This window comes from Nonomuraea muscovyensis (assembly GCF_014207745.1).
GTDB classification, from domain to species: Bacteria; Actinomycetota; Actinomycetes; order Streptosporangiales; family Streptosporangiaceae; genus Nonomuraea; species Nonomuraea muscovyensis.
On the sequence record NZ_JACHJB010000003.1, the window covers coordinates 647,315 to 661,463 of the forward strand.

Sequence of the window (14,149 nt, forward strand, 5' to 3'; positions counted from 1 at the left end):
TGAGCCGTCCGCATTCCGCCCTGCCGCCTCCCCGTCCGGGCGAACGCCTGCGTGCCCGCGGCGGCCGACGGGCGGGGTCGAGGCGACATAGCCTGCAGGGGTGCTGCTTCCCTCGATCGCCGTGCTGGTCGCGGCCAACGTCCTCAACAACAAGGTCGCCCCGCGCCTCGGTCCGCTGACCTCCGCCGCCGCCACCGCCGCGCTGGTGGCGATGGCGCGCCGGTCGGGGGCGTCATGGCGGGAGCTCGGGTTCGAGCAGCCCCGCCGCGGCGCCCTCGCCGGTGCCGTCCTGGCCACCGGTGTCGTCGCCGCCTACACGGCCGGTGTCGCGCTGCCGCGCACCCGGCCGCTGTTCCACGACGAGCGCGCGCTGTCACTGTCGCGGGCGCGCGTGCTGGAGGAGGCCCTCGTGCAGGTCCCGTTCGGCACGGTCCTGCTGGAGGAGGTGGGGTTCAGGGGCGCCCTGTACGGGGGCCTGCGCCGCACCCACGGCACGGTGACGGCGACGGCGGTGTCGTCGGCGCTGTTCGGGCTGTGGCACATCCTGCCCGCGATCGACATGGCCCGGGCCAATCCCGCCCTCGGCGCGCTCACGGCGGGCGAGTCCCCGGGCCGCCTCGACACGGCCCGGGTGGTGGCGGGCAGCGTGGTGTCCACGGGCGTGGCGGGGGTGCTCTTCTGTGAGTTGCGCCGCCGGGCCGGGCTGCTGGCCCCGTCGATGCTCCACCTGTCCACCAACTCCCTCGGCTACCTCTTCGCCCGCCTCGTGGGAAGGCAGGGAACAGGGATTTCGCCTGAGGGGTGAAGATCCTCCACCGCGTCTCGGCGTGCACGGAGAGGAACGGCCCGGATGCACTACGTTCTCCGCAGCGCACGTTCCGTAGGTGATGAAGTGCGGAGCGTGCGTATATCAAGATCACTATCTGTGATATACGGTGGAGGTAACGGAGGTGATGCCCCTTGCGTACGGTCATCGACATCGACAAGGAGCTCCTGGAAGTCGTTCAGGAGGAGCTTGGGACGAAGAACATGAAGGAGACGGTCCACGCCGCGCTGGCGGAGGTCGCCGAAAGGGCAAAGCGTCGAGAAGCGTTCGAATACTGGACCTCACGGGACAATACCGATCTCTTGGATCCGGAGATCATGAAGCATCCGTGGTAGCCACCGGCGTGGTCTACCTCATCGACAAGAGCGCGCTGGCGCGCATGCCGAACCCGCTCGTTGGGCGTGCGCTGAAGCCGCTCATGCTCGACAAGATGCTGGCGATCTGCACGGTGACGCAGCTCGAAGTCCTCTTCAGCGCCCGAGATCCGGCAGGGTATGAACTCGACGCACGGCACCTGCGCGACGACTTCCGCTTTCTGGAGCTCAATGCCGAAGTACGGGAACGAGCACTCGCCGTGCAGGGCTTACTCGCCCGTAAGTCGCAGCACCGAGGTGTCGGGCCCAACGACCTGCTGATCGCGGCCTGCGCGGAGATGCACGGGGCGACGGTGCTGCACTACGACCGTGACTACGACGTCATCTCCGAGGTCACCGGCCAGCCGTCCCTGTGGGTGGTGCCACCGGGCTCCGTGTCATGACGTGCCCGGCCTCCGCCCGCGCACGGAGGCCGGACCGGAGAGCGGTGTTGCTGCCGTGCCGGTGGGGTGAGGACTGGTGGGGTGCGGACCGGAGGTCAGGCCGTGGGGACGACCTGGAAGGCCTCCGCGTAGCGGCCCTCGCCGAAGCCGGCCCGGGCCGCCCACGCCGCCCAGCGCCGCTTGACCGCCTCCTCGAACCCCTCCACGTGCGCGATCTGGCTCACGTGCGACTGCAGGGCCGCCAGCTTGCGGTCGAGGACGCCGGTGACGTCCACCCAGTGGTCGGGCGTCATGCCGCCCATCAGCCACACCTCACGCGCCGTCCACGCCTCCAGGCCCTCCTCCCGCAGCAGTTCGGGGAAGGCGTAGGGGTTGCGGGCATCGGGGTAGACCGCGTCGAGCGTGGCGCCGCCGACGGCGCGGTGGTCGGGATGGCTGGGCGCGACGAACTGGTAGTTGCGGTCGGGGTGGTGGGTGATCACCAGATCGGGGCGTACCTGGCGGATGACGCGGGCGATGTCGCGCCGCAACTCCAGCGACGGCGTCACCGTCCCGTCGGAACGGCCGAGGAAGCGCACGTCCGTCACGCCGACGGCCTTGGCGGCGGCCGTCTGCTCGGTCCGGCGCAGCTCGGCCATGCCGGAGTTGTCGAGCTCGCGTTCGTTGCCGCCGGCGTCGCCGTCGGTGACCAGCAGGTAGGTGACCTGGACGCCGCTGTCGACGAAGAGCGCCACCGCGCCGGCGGCGCCGAAGTCCACGTCGTCCGGGTGGGCCGTGACGGTCAGGACCCTGTTGATCTCGCTCTCGGCCAGCATGATCTCCCTTTCTGATCTCCTGACCGGAGACAACCACCGATCCGCGATCGGCATTCCGGGCGCCGATTGTCGGTGGAGCGTCTTAACCTAGAATGCGTGCCGACCACCCAGGTCTCTGTTGACCACCCCTTGCTCGACGGACTCAACGCGCAGCAACGCGAGGCCGTGATCCATCACGGCAGCCCGCTGCTGATCGTGGCGGGAGCGGGCTCGGGCAAGACGCGGGTGCTCACCCACCGCATCGCCTACCTGCTCGCCGAGCGCGACGCGCATCCGGGCGAGATCCTGGCGATCACGTTCACCAACAAGGCCGCCCGCGAGATGAAGGAGCGCATCGACAAGCTGGTCGGGCCGCGCTCCAGGGCGATGTGGGTGATGACGTTCCACAGCGCCTGCATGCGCATCCTGCGCCGCGAGGCCAAGCGGCTCGGCTTCCCCTCCAGCTTCTCCATCTACGACCAGGCCGACTCGCAGCGGCTGATGGCGATGGTCTGCCGCGAGATGGACCTCGACCCCAAGCGCTATCCGCCGAGGTCGTTCTCGGCCCAGGTGAGCAACTTCAAGAACGAGCTGATCGACTACGAGACCGCGCTCGACAAGGCCGGCTCCCACCTGGAGAAGGTGCTGGCCGAGGCCTACAAGAGCTACCAGCTCAAGCTCACCGAGTCCGGCGCGATGGACTTCGACGACATCATCATGAACACGGTGACGCTCTTCCAGCTCTTCCCCGAGGTGGCCGAGCACTACCGGATGCGGTTCAGGCACGTCCTGGTCGACGAGTACCAGGACACCAACCACGCCCAGTACATCCTGATCAGGGAGCTGGTGGGCCGTCCCGAGCTGCGCACCAGCGACGGCGAGCTGGTCCGGTCGGGCGCCGAGCAGTCGCAGTTGTGCGTCGTCGGCGACGCCGACCAGTCGATCTACGCCTTCCGCGGCGCGACGATCCGCAACATCCTGGAGTTCGAGCGCGACTACCCCGACGCCCGCACCATCCTGCTGGAGCAGAACTACCGCTCCACCCAGAACATCCTGGCCGCCGCCAACGCGGTCATCGCGCGCAACGAGTCGCGCAAGCCCAAGAACCTCTGGTCCGACCAGGGCGACGGCCCCAAGATCGTCGGATACGTGGCCGACAACGAGCACGACGAGGCCGTGTTCGTCGCCCAGGAGGTCGACCGGCTCTGCGACGAGGAAGACGTCAGGCCGGGCGACGTCGCCGTCTTCTACCGCACCAACGCCGCCTCCCGGGTCTTCGAGGAGATCTTCATCCGCACCGGCCTGCCGTACAAGGTGGTCGGCGGCGTGCGCTTCTACGAGCGCAAGGAGGTCAAGGACCTGCTGGCCTACCTCCGGGTGCTGGCCAACCCCGCCGACGTGGTGTCCCTGCGGCGCATACTCAACGTGCCCAAGCGCGGCATCGGCGACCGTGCCGAGGCGATGATCGAGGCGCTGTCGTCGCGCGAGCGCATCTCCTACTGGGACGCGCTGCGCAGGGCCGACGAGGCGTACGGGATGGCGACCCGCTCGCTCAACGCCGTGCGTGAGTTCGTGGCGATGATCGAGGAGCTGATCGGCAAGGCCGCGGGCATGCCGCCGTCGGCGCTGGCCGAGGAGGTGCTGGTCGCCACCGGCTACCGCGCCGAGCTGGAGGCGTCGGAGGACCCGCAGGACGAGTCGCGCCTCGAAAACCTCAACGAGCTCGTCTCGGTGGCCTCGGAGTTCGAGGAGGCCAACCCCGAGGGCACGCTGGTGGAGTTCCTGGAGCAGGTGTCGCTGGTGGCCGACGCCGACCAGATCCCCGAGGCCGACGGCGGGCAGGGCGTGGTCACGCTGATGACGCTGCACACCGCCAAGGGCCTGGAGTTCCCGGTGGTGTTCCTGACGGCCATGGAGGACGGCGTCTTCCCGCACGTCCGCTCCCTGGGCGAGCCCAAGGAGCTGGAGGAGGAGCGCCGCCTGGCCTACGTCGGCATCACCCGGGCCCAGAAGCGCCTCTACCTGACGCGGGCGGCGGTGCGCAGCTCGTGGGGCTCGCCGTCGTTCAACCCGGCCTCGCGGTTCGTGAACGAGGTTCCCGGGCAGCTGATCGACTGGCGTACCCCGCCGGAGAAGACGGCCTGGACCGCGGCCACCCGGCGCGAGCCCGCCGCCGCTGCCCCGAAGAAGAGCTCGCGGGCGGTGCCGTCACTGACCCCGGGGGACCGGGTGTCGCACGACGCCTTCGGGCTGGGCACCGTCGTGTCGGTGGACGGGGTGGCCGAGAAGACCAAGGTCAAGATCGACTTCGGCAGTGGGGGCGAGAAGACGCTCCTGCTGGCGTACGCGCCGCTGGAGAAGCTCTAGTTACGCTACTAGCGCCGGCCGCCGAACTCCCAGCGGTGCACTTCCACGCTCTCGTACATCCCGGCCCGCCCGCAGGGGCCGTTCGGCAGCACGGCTTCGGCGGCCTTGCGATCCGGCAGCTCGGCCATCAAGGCGGTGCCCATCCATTCGTTGCCGTCCTCGGACAGCAGCGAGCCGCCGACGATCATACGGTCGCCGTAGTCGGCGCCGGTGAGGTAACGGCGGTAGTCGTCGCTCAAGCTCTCACGGGCGGCGGCCATCCCCGGCTTGGCATGGCCGATGATGAGGAACCGCTCGTAGCCGTCGACGCCGCCGGTGAAGTCCCACATCGTGCGACCGACCATGGCCCGCCAGCGCCGCATGAGCACCTCGCCGTACACGCCGGCCCGGTAGTTCGGCTCGTCGAACGCGAACGCCCGCGCGGCGGTGGCGTCCGGCAGGTCGACGACGTGCATGCTGCCGGTCGGCGTCTCGTCCGGCAACAGCGTGGGACCCCGCGCGATCATCGCCTCGCCGTAAGGGTCCATGAACGACCAGTGAGTTTCGATGAGCTCGGCACGCAGCGGCCAGGAGCCGACCCGGTCCCGGCAATAGAAGAAGTACTCCACTGAGGGATCATATGAACTCGTCATGACCCACTATGACGATCTCCCGAAATGGTGGAAATGGGGCGACGGATGATCCGGCTCCAGTGATGGACGCTCGTGTGGACTCCGCGGCGGATCAACTGGGCGGTCAGGTAGCCGAACCAGCGCTCGACCTGGCTGATCCACGAGGAGCCGGTGGGGGCGGGGCGCAGGTGGACGCGGGGGTGGCGGGCCGGCCAGGCTTTGATCACCGGGGTCTCGCGGGTGCCGTGGTTGTCACAGATCAACCCGCTCCCCCGCGCGGGGGAGGCGGTTCGCTCCCGGAGGGGAACCGGCCCGATCCAGGACAGAGCACGATCGTGTCCATGGACACCGCCGCCTCTCCCGTCACTCCTGGCGTGACCGCACCCCGCTGGACACGATGGGTGGCACACACCATCGCGGTCGCCGTCCTGCCCTCCAGCCTGTGGCGGCTCGGCATGGCCATGGGCTTCCCTCTCGGCTACACGACGGAGGGCTTCGCCGTCATCCGCCCGCCCGGGGTGTGGGGGCCGCTCTGGCTGGTCCTGCTCAGCATCATGACCGAGGGGGCCGCGTTGCTCTCCTTCGGGCTGGTGCACGGGTGGGGCGAGGTCTTCCCCCGTTGGATCCCGCTCGTCGGCGGCAGTCGCGTGCCCCGGCTCGCCGTCCTGATCCCCGCCTGGGCCGGGGTCGTGGTGCTCGCGGGACTCTGGACCCCGTTCGTGTTCTGGTGGCAGTTCCCCGACCCCGGCATGACCGAAGCCGGCCACACGCTGGTCGGCTTCCTCTACCTGCCCCTGGTCGCCTGGGCTCCGCTCCTCGCGGCGCTGGTCCTGTCGTACCAGCGCCGCACCTGATCCTCTCCGCCGGAGAACGGGTCAGCCCTTGAGGGCGCTGCCCTTCTTCCACTGGGTCCAGTTGAGCTGCCAGTAACTCCAGCCGTTGCGCCAGTCGAGCTTGCGCTTGGTGCCGACGATCTTCACGACGTCACCGCGCTGGGCGATGGTGTAGAACCACTTCGCGCCGGCCGGGGTGGCGCGGACGCAGCCGTGGCTCTGGTTGGAGCGGCCGAGGTACTGGTAGTCGCCGTAGCTCTGGTGCACGTACTCGCCGCTGTCGGAGATGCGCACGGCCCAGAGGATCTGCTCCTTGTAGTAGCGCGGGTCCTTGGGGTCCGTGACGCCCATCCAGGACGACGTCATCGTCTCCAGGGCCTTCTTGCCCATGGTCAGGTGGACGCCGCTGGTCGTCAGGTAGACGTCCACGCCGTTCCGGAGCAGGCCGCCGCGGCCCGCGCTGATCGGGATGGTCTTGGCGAGCTTGCCGTCGCGGCGCACCTTCATCACGTGCCGCCGCGTGTCGACGACCGAGATGTTGGCCGTGCCCACCGCGAAGCGGCGCGAGACGTCCTTGGCGGCCTCGTTGCCCGGGATCTGGCTGAGGCGGGCCTTGAAGAGCACCTTCTGGTGCGGCTTCCAGTACGTCTTCGTCCGGTAGATGACCTTGCGCGGCGACACCCAGCGCCAGGCGCCCTCGACCGGCTTCTCCGCCCGGACCTCCAGCGCCGCCTCGGTGGCCGCCCTGTCGCGGACGTCGCGGTCGAACGTGACGATGATCGGGAAGCCGACGCCGACCTTCTCCGCCTTCTCGCCCATCGGGGTGATGTCGGCGATGCCGAGCCGGGGCTTCGAGGTGGGGGTCTTCGTCAGCGTGGCGGTCGGTGAGGGGGCCGGCATGGTCGGGGCGGCCTGGGCGGCGACACCTGCGGCGTTGACCACGCCGGGGGCGGACGAGGCGCTCGCGGCTCGTGTCGCCGTCGCGCGCGGGGCGGGCGTGCCTTCCGCCGTGCACGCGGTCGCCGTGGCCAGGGCGAGCAGTGCGGCGACTATCGGCATCCGGGGGAGGGGATTCACGGGGTTACTCCAGGACTAAGTGCTACGTCGCATAGGTAGACAAACGAAAGGCTTTCTCCGTAGGCGAGATGGCCCTAACGATCCGGTAACGGGTTGCTGTCCGCCGCGCCATGGCATGGGGCGGGCGTCGGCGGGCCCGGCGGTCGGGGATGATCGGAACAGGGCGGGGGACGGGGTGGGATTCCCGCGCCCGGCCGTACGAGGACTGCGCGTGACGCGCGCCGTGAAAGGCAGGGGACTGGCATGAGCGTGTTGATTTCGGGCGGGGCGGGGTTCATCGGGAGCACGGTGGCGTCCGCGTGCCTGGACGCGGGGATCGAGCCGGTGATCCTCGACAGTCTGGTCACGGGCCGGCGGGAGTTCGCCGAGGGAAGGGCGTTCTACGAGGGCGACATCAGCGACGGGGCGCTGGTCGACAAGGTGTTCGCCGAGCATCCCGACATCGAGGCGGTCGTGCACTGCGCGGCGCTGATCGTGGTGCCCGACTCGGTGGCCGACCCGGTGGGCTACTACCGGGCGAACGTGGCCAGGAGCCTGGAGTTCGTGGACCACCTGCTGCGCAACGGGTGCGAGCGGATGGTGTTCAGCTCGTCGGCGTCGATCTACCGGACGGGGGCCGACCACACGGTGGACGAGCGCTCGCCGCTCGACCCGCAGAGCCCGTACGCACGCACGAAGGCGATGTGCGAGGCGATGTTCGCCGACGTCGCGGCCACCCAGCCGATCCGGGTGCTGTCCCTGCGCTACTTCAATCCCATCGGCGCCGACCCGCGGATGCGCACCGGGCTCCAGCTTCGCCGGCCCAGCCACGCGCTGGGCAAGCTCATCGAGGCGCACGAGGACGGCGTGCCGTTCCGGATCACCGGCACCGACTACCCCACCCGCGACGGCTCCGGCATCCGCGACTACGTGCACGTCTGGGACCTGGCCACGGCCCACGTGGAGGCTCTGCGGCGCTTCGACGGGCTGTTCCCCGAGGGCGCGGTGATCAACCTGGGCACCGGCACGGGCACCACGGTGCGGGAGCTGGCCGAGGCGTTCAACCGCGTGGTGGACCGGCCGGTCGAGGTGGTGGAGGCGGAGCGCAGGCCCGGCGACGTGGCGGGGGCGTACACCCGCACCGACCTCGCGGAGCGGCTGCTGGGCTGGCGGGCCCGCCACTCGGTGGAGGAGGGCATCAGGCACTCGCTGGAGTGGGCGCGGGTCCGCGACTCCCGGCTGCGGGGCTAGGCGTACGCGTCGGTCACGGCCTCGGGCGACCGGCGCGTGGGTGTTCCGGACGAGGCGCGTTGAGTGCCGGGAACGAGAGACGCCTCTCCCACCCGAAGGGGGGAGAGGCGTCAACGTCGGCACGTCAGTGCACGATGGAGCCCAGCGGGATCTCCTTGAGGTCGGTCGGCATCTCCGCGCCCTCCTTGAGCTCGGAGGTCACGTCGTCAGCCGACGGGGCCTTGATGGAGACCTTCACGCCCCAGTCGCTGTAGCGGGTGTCGATGCTGAAACCGGAGTTCTTGGGTGCGCCCGAGCCCAGCGCCGCCGCCGGCACGGTGGAGACCACCCGCGTGGGCAGGCCCTTGGCGTCCACGGTCAGCTTCCAGCTGATGACGCTCTTCAGCGCCTTGGAGCTCGGGCGATTCCCCAGGAGGCTCCCCTTGAACCACGGGGAGACCTTGCGCAGCTCGCCCAGCGTGATCTTGCCGGTGTAGCCGCCCGCCGTGGACTTGGCGCCCTTGAGCAGGGTCTTCAGCGTGGCGGGCTCGCCGATGAAGTTCAGCGGCTGGGAGTAGGCGCCGGTGATGCCGCCGTGGAGCGCCGTGGGCGTCTTGTACCAGGACTCGCCCTCGGCCATGATGTTGTCCCACATGCTGCCGGACAGGTAGGTCTTACCGCCGACCGTGATGGCCCGCTCCGGCGTGGTCAGCATCTTGCCGAACTCGGAGTCGGCGTCCTCGCCGAGGTCGCTGGCCTTGATGTTGAACTTGCCGGTGGTGTCCGAGGCGACGATCCCCGAGGCCTTGAACTCGTACGTGCCGGTGCGGCGCAGGAAGACGGAACGCTGCCCGCCCTCGAAGGCGGTGATCCGCTCGGAGAACTTGACGCCCTTTCCGGCCACCAGCTGCTTCTTGACAGCGACCACCGGGTTCTTCGGTGCCGCGGCCTGCGCAGGGGCGGCCGTGATGAGCGCCGCGGCCGACGCCAAGGCCAGGCCGGTGACGATTCGCTTCATTATGGATCCCTCTCGTTTCTCATTTGTGCGCGAGGAGATCCTGCCAAGCGAAGATCACGATGATATCTCGGACTATGGCTTATCTGAGGGGAAATTGTGGATTTCTCGTGCAGAAGAGTGATGGGTTTACTGTGAGGTCGGGGAGCGTGACTTTAGGCAATGGTCCCGGCCGTTTTCCGGGCACCGCTGATGGCGCCAAGAATGGCGAATAGCGGTTTCGTGGCGCGTCGAACTTCGTGTCCGGAAGCATGGCGGATTGTGCGGGTCATCCGCGGCCGCCCGGCCGAGTGATCGACACGGTACGCCGCCGGACGTTCGCGCGTCCGGCGCGCCGCGACAGTGAGATCACCGTCACATCACGGCATATCGCCCACCCAGTGACCTGGGGAGGTCAGGCTTGGGGCTAGGCTTCACTGGCGGAAACGCCCGGCACGCACGGGGTGGCCCGGGCCGTCGAACATCAGTCGGATAAGCAAGGACGGACCCTCGTGGACCTGTTCGAACATCAGGCGAAGGAGCTCTTCGCGGACTACGGCATCCCGGTGCCGCGCGGCATCGTCGCCCACACCGTGGAGGAGGTGCGGGCGGCAGCCGAGCAGCTCACCGGCCGCGTCGTGGTCAAGGCCCAGGTGAAGACCGGCGGGCGTGGCAAGGCCGGTGGCGTGAAGGTGGCGGACGACGCCACCGACGCCGTCGAGAAGGCCAAGGCCATCCTGGGCATGGACATCAAGGGCCACACGGTCCACAAGGTGCTCGTGGAGGAGGCCAGCGCGATCGCGGAGGAGTACTACTTCTCCTTCCTGCTCGACCGCGCGAATCGCACATTCCTCGCGATCTGCTCTGCAGCGGGCGGAATGGACATTGAAGAGGTCGCGCACTCCGCTCCCGAAAAGGTGGCCAAGGTTCCGGTCTCCGCGCTGAACGGCGTGGACCGGGCCAAGGCGCGCGAGATCGCGGTGGCGGGCGGGCTGCCCGAGCAGTCGCTCGACGGCGCGGCCGAGCTGATCGAGAAGCTCTGGTGCTGCTTCGTCGACGAGGACGCGACCCTGGTCGAGGTCAACCCGATGATCCTGTCGGCCGACGGCCAGGTCAAGGCCCTCGACGGCAAGGTCACGCTCGACGACAACGCCGTCTTCCGCCAGTCGGAGCACGAGGCGTACGCCGACAAGGCCGCCGAGGACCCGCTCGAGGCCAAGGCCAAGGAGAAGGACCTCAACTACGTCAAGCTCGACGGCGACGTCGGCATCATCGGCAACGGCGCGGGCCTGGTCATGTCCACCCTCGACGTGGTGGCCTACGCGGGCGAGGCCTTCCCCGGCAAGCCGTCCCCGGCGAACTTCCTCGACATCGGCGGCGGCGCCTCGGCCGAGGTCATGGCCGCCGGCCTGGAGATCATCCTCTCCGACCCGTCGGTGAAGTCGATCTTCGTGAACGTCTTCGGCGGCATCACGTCCTGTGACGCGGTCGCCAACGGCATCGTGGCGGCCTTCAAGCTGCTGGAGAGCCGCGGCGAGGCCGTGACCCACCCGCTGGTGGTCCGCCTCGACGGCAACAACGCCCAGCTCGGGCGGCAGATCCTCGCCGACGCCGCGCTCCCGCGGGTCGAGCTGGTTGACACGATGGACGAGGCGGCCAAGCGCGCCGCGGAGCTCGCTGCGGTAGGTGCGTGAGACATGGCTATCTGGCTGACCGAGAACAGCAAGATCATCGTTCAGGGCATGACCGGCGGTGAGGGCACCAAGCACACCCGGCGCATGCTCGCCTCCGGCGCGCGCGTCGTCGGCGGCGTGAACGCCCGCAAGGCCGGCATCACCCACGAGGGCCTGCCCGTGTTCGGCACCGTCGCGGAGGCCATGGCGGAGACCGGCGCCGACGTGTCGGTCGTCTTCGTGCCCCCGGCGTTCACCAAGGCCGCCGTCAAGGAGGCCATCGACGCCGAGATCCCGCTCTGCGTGGTCATCACCGAGGGCGTCCCGGTGCACGACTCGACGGAGTTCTGGGCCTACGCGGTGGCCAAGGGCAACAAGACCCGCATCATCGGTCCCAACTGCCCGGGCATCGCCTCGCCGGGCGCGTCCAACGCCGGCATCATCCCCGCCGACATCACCACGGCGGGCCGCATCGGCCTGGTCTCCAAGTCGGGCACGCTGACCTATCAGCTCATGTACGAGCTGCGCGACTTCGGCTTCTCGACGGCGGTGGGCATCGGCGGCGACCCCGTCATCGGCACCACCCACATCGACGCCCTCCAGGCGTTCCAGGAGGACCCCGGCACCGACGCGATCGTGATGATCGGTGAGATCGGCGGTGACGCCGAGGAGCGGGCCGCCGCCTACATCGAGGAGCACGTCACCAAGCCGGTCGTCGCCTACGTCGCGGGCTTCACCGCCCCCGAGGGCAAGACGATGGGCCATGCGGGCGCCATCGTCTCCGGCTCGGCCGGCACGGCCCAGGCCAAGAAGGAGGCCCTGGAGAAGGTCGGCGTCCGCGTCGGCAAGACCCCCTCCGAGACGGCCCGCCTCATGCGCGAGATCATGCAGGCGCGCTGACGTTTCGTCGCGAGGCCCCGCACCGGACCGGTGCGGGGCCTCGCGCGCTTTCCGGCCTTCCCGGCGTGCTCGTCCGGACGTTCCCGGGGTGCTCTCCGGACGTTCGTGAGGTGCTGCCGGGACGTTCGTGAGGCGCTGCCCAGGACGTTCTACGCAAATCCGCTGTGACAAACACGTTTCACCTCTTGCGCCGACAGACTCGTCCGTGTTCGGATTAATTCGTTCACCGGGCTCGGCGTTCCGGGCCCCGGTCCGGCCACGATCGTCCGTGTCCGGACTAACTCCATGTGATCGCGGAGGGATCCGATGGACCAGAACCTGTTGAACGAGATCTGCCTGCGCCAGCTGGAGCTCAGTGGCGTCCACGAGGGCGAGACGGTGGCGGTGCTCTCCGAGGGCAACGAACGTCTCGACTACGCCGACGCGTTCCTCTTCGCCGCCCGCCGCCTCGGGGCGTCCGCCTACCACATGCGGCTCCCCTCGCCCTCGGCCGCCTCGGGCGCCTGGGCGGTCGGCCAGTCGGAGCTGGCCGGCAACCCCCAGGCCGTGGAGGCGCTCAAGCAGGCCGACATGCTCGTCGACCTGAAGTTCCTGCTGTTCAGCAAGGAGCAGTTCGCCATCCAGGACGCCGGCACCCGTATCCTCACCGCCGTGGAGCCCGCTCCGCTGCTCGCCCGCCTCATGCCCACGCCCGAGCTGCGCGAGCGGGTCGAGGTGGGGGCCGAGCTGCTCAGCAAGGCCGGCAGCATGCGGATCACCAGCCCCGGCGGCACCGATGTCACCTACCGGCTCGGCGTCTACCCGACGATGAGCGAGTACGGCTACACCGACCAACCCGGCCGCTGGGACCACTGGCCGGCCGCGTTCGTCTTCACCGGCGGCGCCGACGACGGCGTGGACGGCACGATCGTCCTCTCGCCCGGCGACGTGCTGCTGCCGTTCAACACCTACGTCCAGACGCCCGTCACGATCACCGTCGAGCAGGGCTTCATCACCGACATCCGCGGCGGCCTCGACGCCGAGCTGCTGTCGTCCTACATCAGGTCGTTCGACGACCCGCGCGGCTACGGCATGTCCCACGTCGGCTGGGGCCTGGACGAGCGTGCCCAGTGGCACGGCCTGACCCAGTTCCCCGGCGGGATGGGCATGGAGCTGCGCTCCTTCTACGGCAACGTCATGTTCTCGATCGGCCCCAACAACGAGCTGGGCGGCCCGAACGACACCCCCTGCCACTTCGACATCCCGATGCGCGGCTGCAGCCTCTTCCTCGACGACGAGCCCGTCGTGGTGGACGGCGACGTGGTCGTGTCCGAGATGCGTCCGGCCGGCCGCCGCTAACCCTCCGGAGATTGCCATGACCGACCACCACATCGGCCTCATCGTGCCGAGCTCCAACCTGACCATGGAGACCGAGCTGCCGCGCATGCTGCGCGCCAAGGAGGACGCCGAGCCGGGCGACCGGTTCGTCTTCCACAGCAGCAGGGCCCGGATGCGCCACGTCACCCCCGAGGAGCTCAAGGCCATGAACGGGCAGGCCGACCGCGCCGCGCGCGAGCTGGCCGACGCTCGTCCCGACGTGGTCGCCACCGCCTGCCTGGTGGCGATCATGGCGCAGGGGCCCGGCTACCACTGCACCGCCGAGACCGCCATCGGCGAGGCCCTGCGCTCCGAGGGCTGCCAGGCCCCGGTCGTCTCCAGCGCGGGCGCGCTCCTGACCGGGCTCGGCGCGCTCAAGGCCGACCGGGTCGCGATCATCACCCCCTACATGAAGCCGCTGACCGCGAAGGTCGCCGAGTACCTGGAGGACGCCGGCGTGGAGGTGGTCGACGCGCTGAGCCTGGAGGTGGCCGACAACCTGGCGGTCGGCAACCTCGACCCCCAGGACCTGCGCACGCACTGGCGCAGGCTCGACCTGAGCCGCGCCGATGCGCTCGTGGTGTCGGCCTGCGTCCAGATGCCGTCCCTGCCGGTTGTGCAGGCCGTCGAGGACGAGGCCGGCCTGCCGGTGCTGTCGGCCGCCACGGCCACCGCGTACACGATCCTGTCGGAACTGGGCCTGCCGACCACCGCCCCCGGGGCGGGCAGCCTGCTCAGCGGCAGGTACTGAC

General features: G+C 69.5%; 14 protein-coding genes. 10 read left to right on the forward strand and 4 right to left on the reverse strand.

The window, feature by feature from the left end; all coding sequences use genetic code 11:
- Nucleotides 1-100: 100 nt before the first annotated feature.
- From FHU36_RS34845 to FHU36_RS45165, 3 genes are all read left to right on the forward strand, one after another.
- The gene (locus tag FHU36_RS34845; RefSeq protein WP_185088313.1) at nucleotides 101-805 is read left to right on the forward strand and encodes a CPBP family intramembrane glutamic endopeptidase; all 705 of its coding nucleotides are present in this window, start codon (nucleotides 101-103) and stop codon (nucleotides 803-805) included.
- 155 nt (nucleotides 806-960) lie between these two features.
- Nucleotides 961-1,161 (forward strand): type II toxin-antitoxin system VapB family antitoxin, encoded by a 201-nt coding sequence (locus tag FHU36_RS45160; RefSeq protein WP_185088314.1) that lies wholly within the window; start codon nucleotides 961-963, stop codon nucleotides 1,159-1,161.
- Entirely contained in the window at nucleotides 1,155-1,583 is a 429-nt protein-coding gene (locus tag FHU36_RS45165; protein WP_185088315.1) for a PIN domain nuclease, read from the forward strand. The genes FHU36_RS45160 and FHU36_RS45165 overlap by 7 nt, the downstream gene beginning before the upstream one ends.
- 95 nt (nucleotides 1,584-1,678) lie before the next feature.
- Here FHU36_RS45165 and FHU36_RS34860 read toward each other — a convergent pair whose 3' ends face one another.
- Nucleotides 1,679-2,398, reverse strand: coding sequence for a PIG-L deacetylase family protein (locus FHU36_RS34860; protein WP_185088316.1), 720 nt, complete (start codon nucleotides 2,396-2,398; stop codon nucleotides 1,679-1,681).
- Between the two features lie 96 nt (nucleotides 2,399-2,494).
- On the opposite strand from FHU36_RS34860, the gene pcrA reads away from it, so the two are divergent.
- Complete coding sequence (gene pcrA, locus FHU36_RS34865; protein WP_376774183.1) at nucleotides 2,495-4,744, forward strand: DNA helicase PcrA; 2,250 nt, start codon at nucleotides 2,495-2,497, stop codon at nucleotides 4,742-4,744.
- A gap of 8 nt (nucleotides 4,745-4,752) precedes the next feature.
- On the opposite strand, the gene FHU36_RS34870 is transcribed toward pcrA, so the two are convergent.
- Complete coding sequence (locus FHU36_RS34870; protein WP_185088317.1) at nucleotides 4,753-5,352, reverse strand: YciI family protein; 600 nt, start codon at nucleotides 5,350-5,352, stop codon at nucleotides 4,753-4,755.
- A gap of 344 nt (nucleotides 5,353-5,696) precedes the next feature.
- Here FHU36_RS34870 and FHU36_RS34875 point away from each other — a divergent pair, with 344 nt between their 5' ends.
- Nucleotides 5,697-6,209 (forward strand): hypothetical protein, encoded by a 513-nt coding sequence (locus FHU36_RS34875; protein ID WP_221497086.1) that lies wholly within the window; start codon nucleotides 5,697-5,699, stop codon nucleotides 6,207-6,209.
- 21 nt (nucleotides 6,210-6,230) lie between these two features.
- On the opposite strand, the gene FHU36_RS34880 is transcribed toward FHU36_RS34875, so the two are convergent.
- A complete protein-coding gene (locus tag FHU36_RS34880; protein ID WP_185088318.1) occupies nucleotides 6,231-7,247 on the reverse strand; it encodes a L,D-transpeptidase in 1,017 nt (338 codons plus the stop codon).
- Nucleotides 7,248-7,508: 261 nt separating this feature from the next.
- Between FHU36_RS34880 and galE the strand changes: the two genes are divergently transcribed.
- Nucleotides 7,509-8,495 carry a UDP-glucose 4-epimerase GalE gene (gene galE, locus FHU36_RS34885; protein ID WP_185088319.1) on the forward strand — a complete coding sequence of 329 codons (987 nt, stop codon included), beginning with the start codon at nucleotides 7,509-7,511 and terminating at the stop codon, nucleotides 8,493-8,495.
- Between the two features lie 124 nt (nucleotides 8,496-8,619).
- Here galE and FHU36_RS34890 read toward each other — a convergent pair whose 3' ends face one another.
- Nucleotides 8,620-9,492: a hypothetical protein gene (locus FHU36_RS34890; protein WP_185088320.1), complete on the reverse strand. Its 873-nt coding sequence runs from the start codon at nucleotides 9,490-9,492 to the stop codon at nucleotides 8,620-8,622.
- 488 nt (nucleotides 9,493-9,980) lie between these two features.
- Between FHU36_RS34890 and sucC the strand changes: the two genes are divergently transcribed.
- The 4 genes from sucC to FHU36_RS34910 all read left to right on the forward strand — a co-directional run bounded on the left by sucC (nucleotide 9,981) and on the right by FHU36_RS34910 (nucleotide 14,148).
- Nucleotides 9,981-11,162, forward strand: a complete 1,182-nt coding sequence (gene sucC / locus FHU36_RS34895) for an ADP-forming succinate--CoA ligase subunit beta (protein WP_185088321.1) — start codon at nucleotides 9,981-9,983, stop codon at nucleotides 11,160-11,162.
- Between the two features lie 3 nt (nucleotides 11,163-11,165).
- Entirely contained in the window at nucleotides 11,166-12,041 is an 876-nt protein-coding gene (gene sucD / locus FHU36_RS34900) for a succinate--CoA ligase subunit alpha (RefSeq protein WP_185088322.1), read from the forward strand.
- 306 nt (nucleotides 12,042-12,347) lie between these two features.
- Nucleotides 12,348-13,379, forward strand: coding sequence for a 2,5-dihydroxypyridine 5,6-dioxygenase NicX family protein (locus tag FHU36_RS34905; protein WP_185088323.1), 1,032 nt, complete (start codon nucleotides 12,348-12,350; stop codon nucleotides 13,377-13,379).
- A gap of 16 nt (nucleotides 13,380-13,395) precedes the next feature.
- Nucleotides 13,396-14,148 (forward strand): maleate cis-trans isomerase family protein, encoded by a 753-nt coding sequence (locus FHU36_RS34910; RefSeq protein WP_185088324.1) that lies wholly within the window; start codon nucleotides 13,396-13,398, stop codon nucleotides 14,146-14,148.
- The last annotated feature ends 1 nt before the right edge of the window (nucleotide 14,149 follow it).

Excerpts from the sequence above, each read along its gene's own strand:
- FHU36_RS34860 (WP_185088316.1), bottom strand. The coding sequence starts at position 2,398 with ATGCTGGCCGAGAGCGAGATCAACAGGGTCCTGACCGTCACGGCCCAC.
- FHU36_RS34875 (WP_221497086.1), top strand. The coding sequence starts at position 5,697 with ATGGACACCGCCGCCTCTCCCGTCACTCCTGGCGTGACCGCACCCCGC.
- FHU36_RS34880 (WP_185088318.1), bottom strand. The coding sequence starts at position 7,247 with ATGCCGATAGTCGCCGCACTGCTCGCCCTGGCCACGGCGACCGCGTGC.
- galE (WP_185088319.1), top strand. The coding sequence starts at position 7,509 with ATGAGCGTGTTGATTTCGGGCGGGGCGGGGTTCATCGGGAGCACGGTG.
- FHU36_RS34890 (WP_185088320.1), bottom strand. The coding sequence starts at position 9,492 with ATGAAGCGAATCGTCACCGGCCTGGCCTTGGCGTCGGCCGCGGCGCTC.
- sucD (WP_185088322.1), top strand. The coding sequence starts at position 11,166 with ATGGCTATCTGGCTGACCGAGAACAGCAAGATCATCGTTCAGGGCATG.
- FHU36_RS34905 (WP_185088323.1), top strand. The coding sequence starts at position 12,348 with ATGGACCAGAACCTGTTGAACGAGATCTGCCTGCGCCAGCTGGAGCTC.
- FHU36_RS34910 (WP_185088324.1), top strand. The coding sequence starts at position 13,396 with ATGACCGACCACCACATCGGCCTCATCGTGCCGAGCTCCAACCTGACC.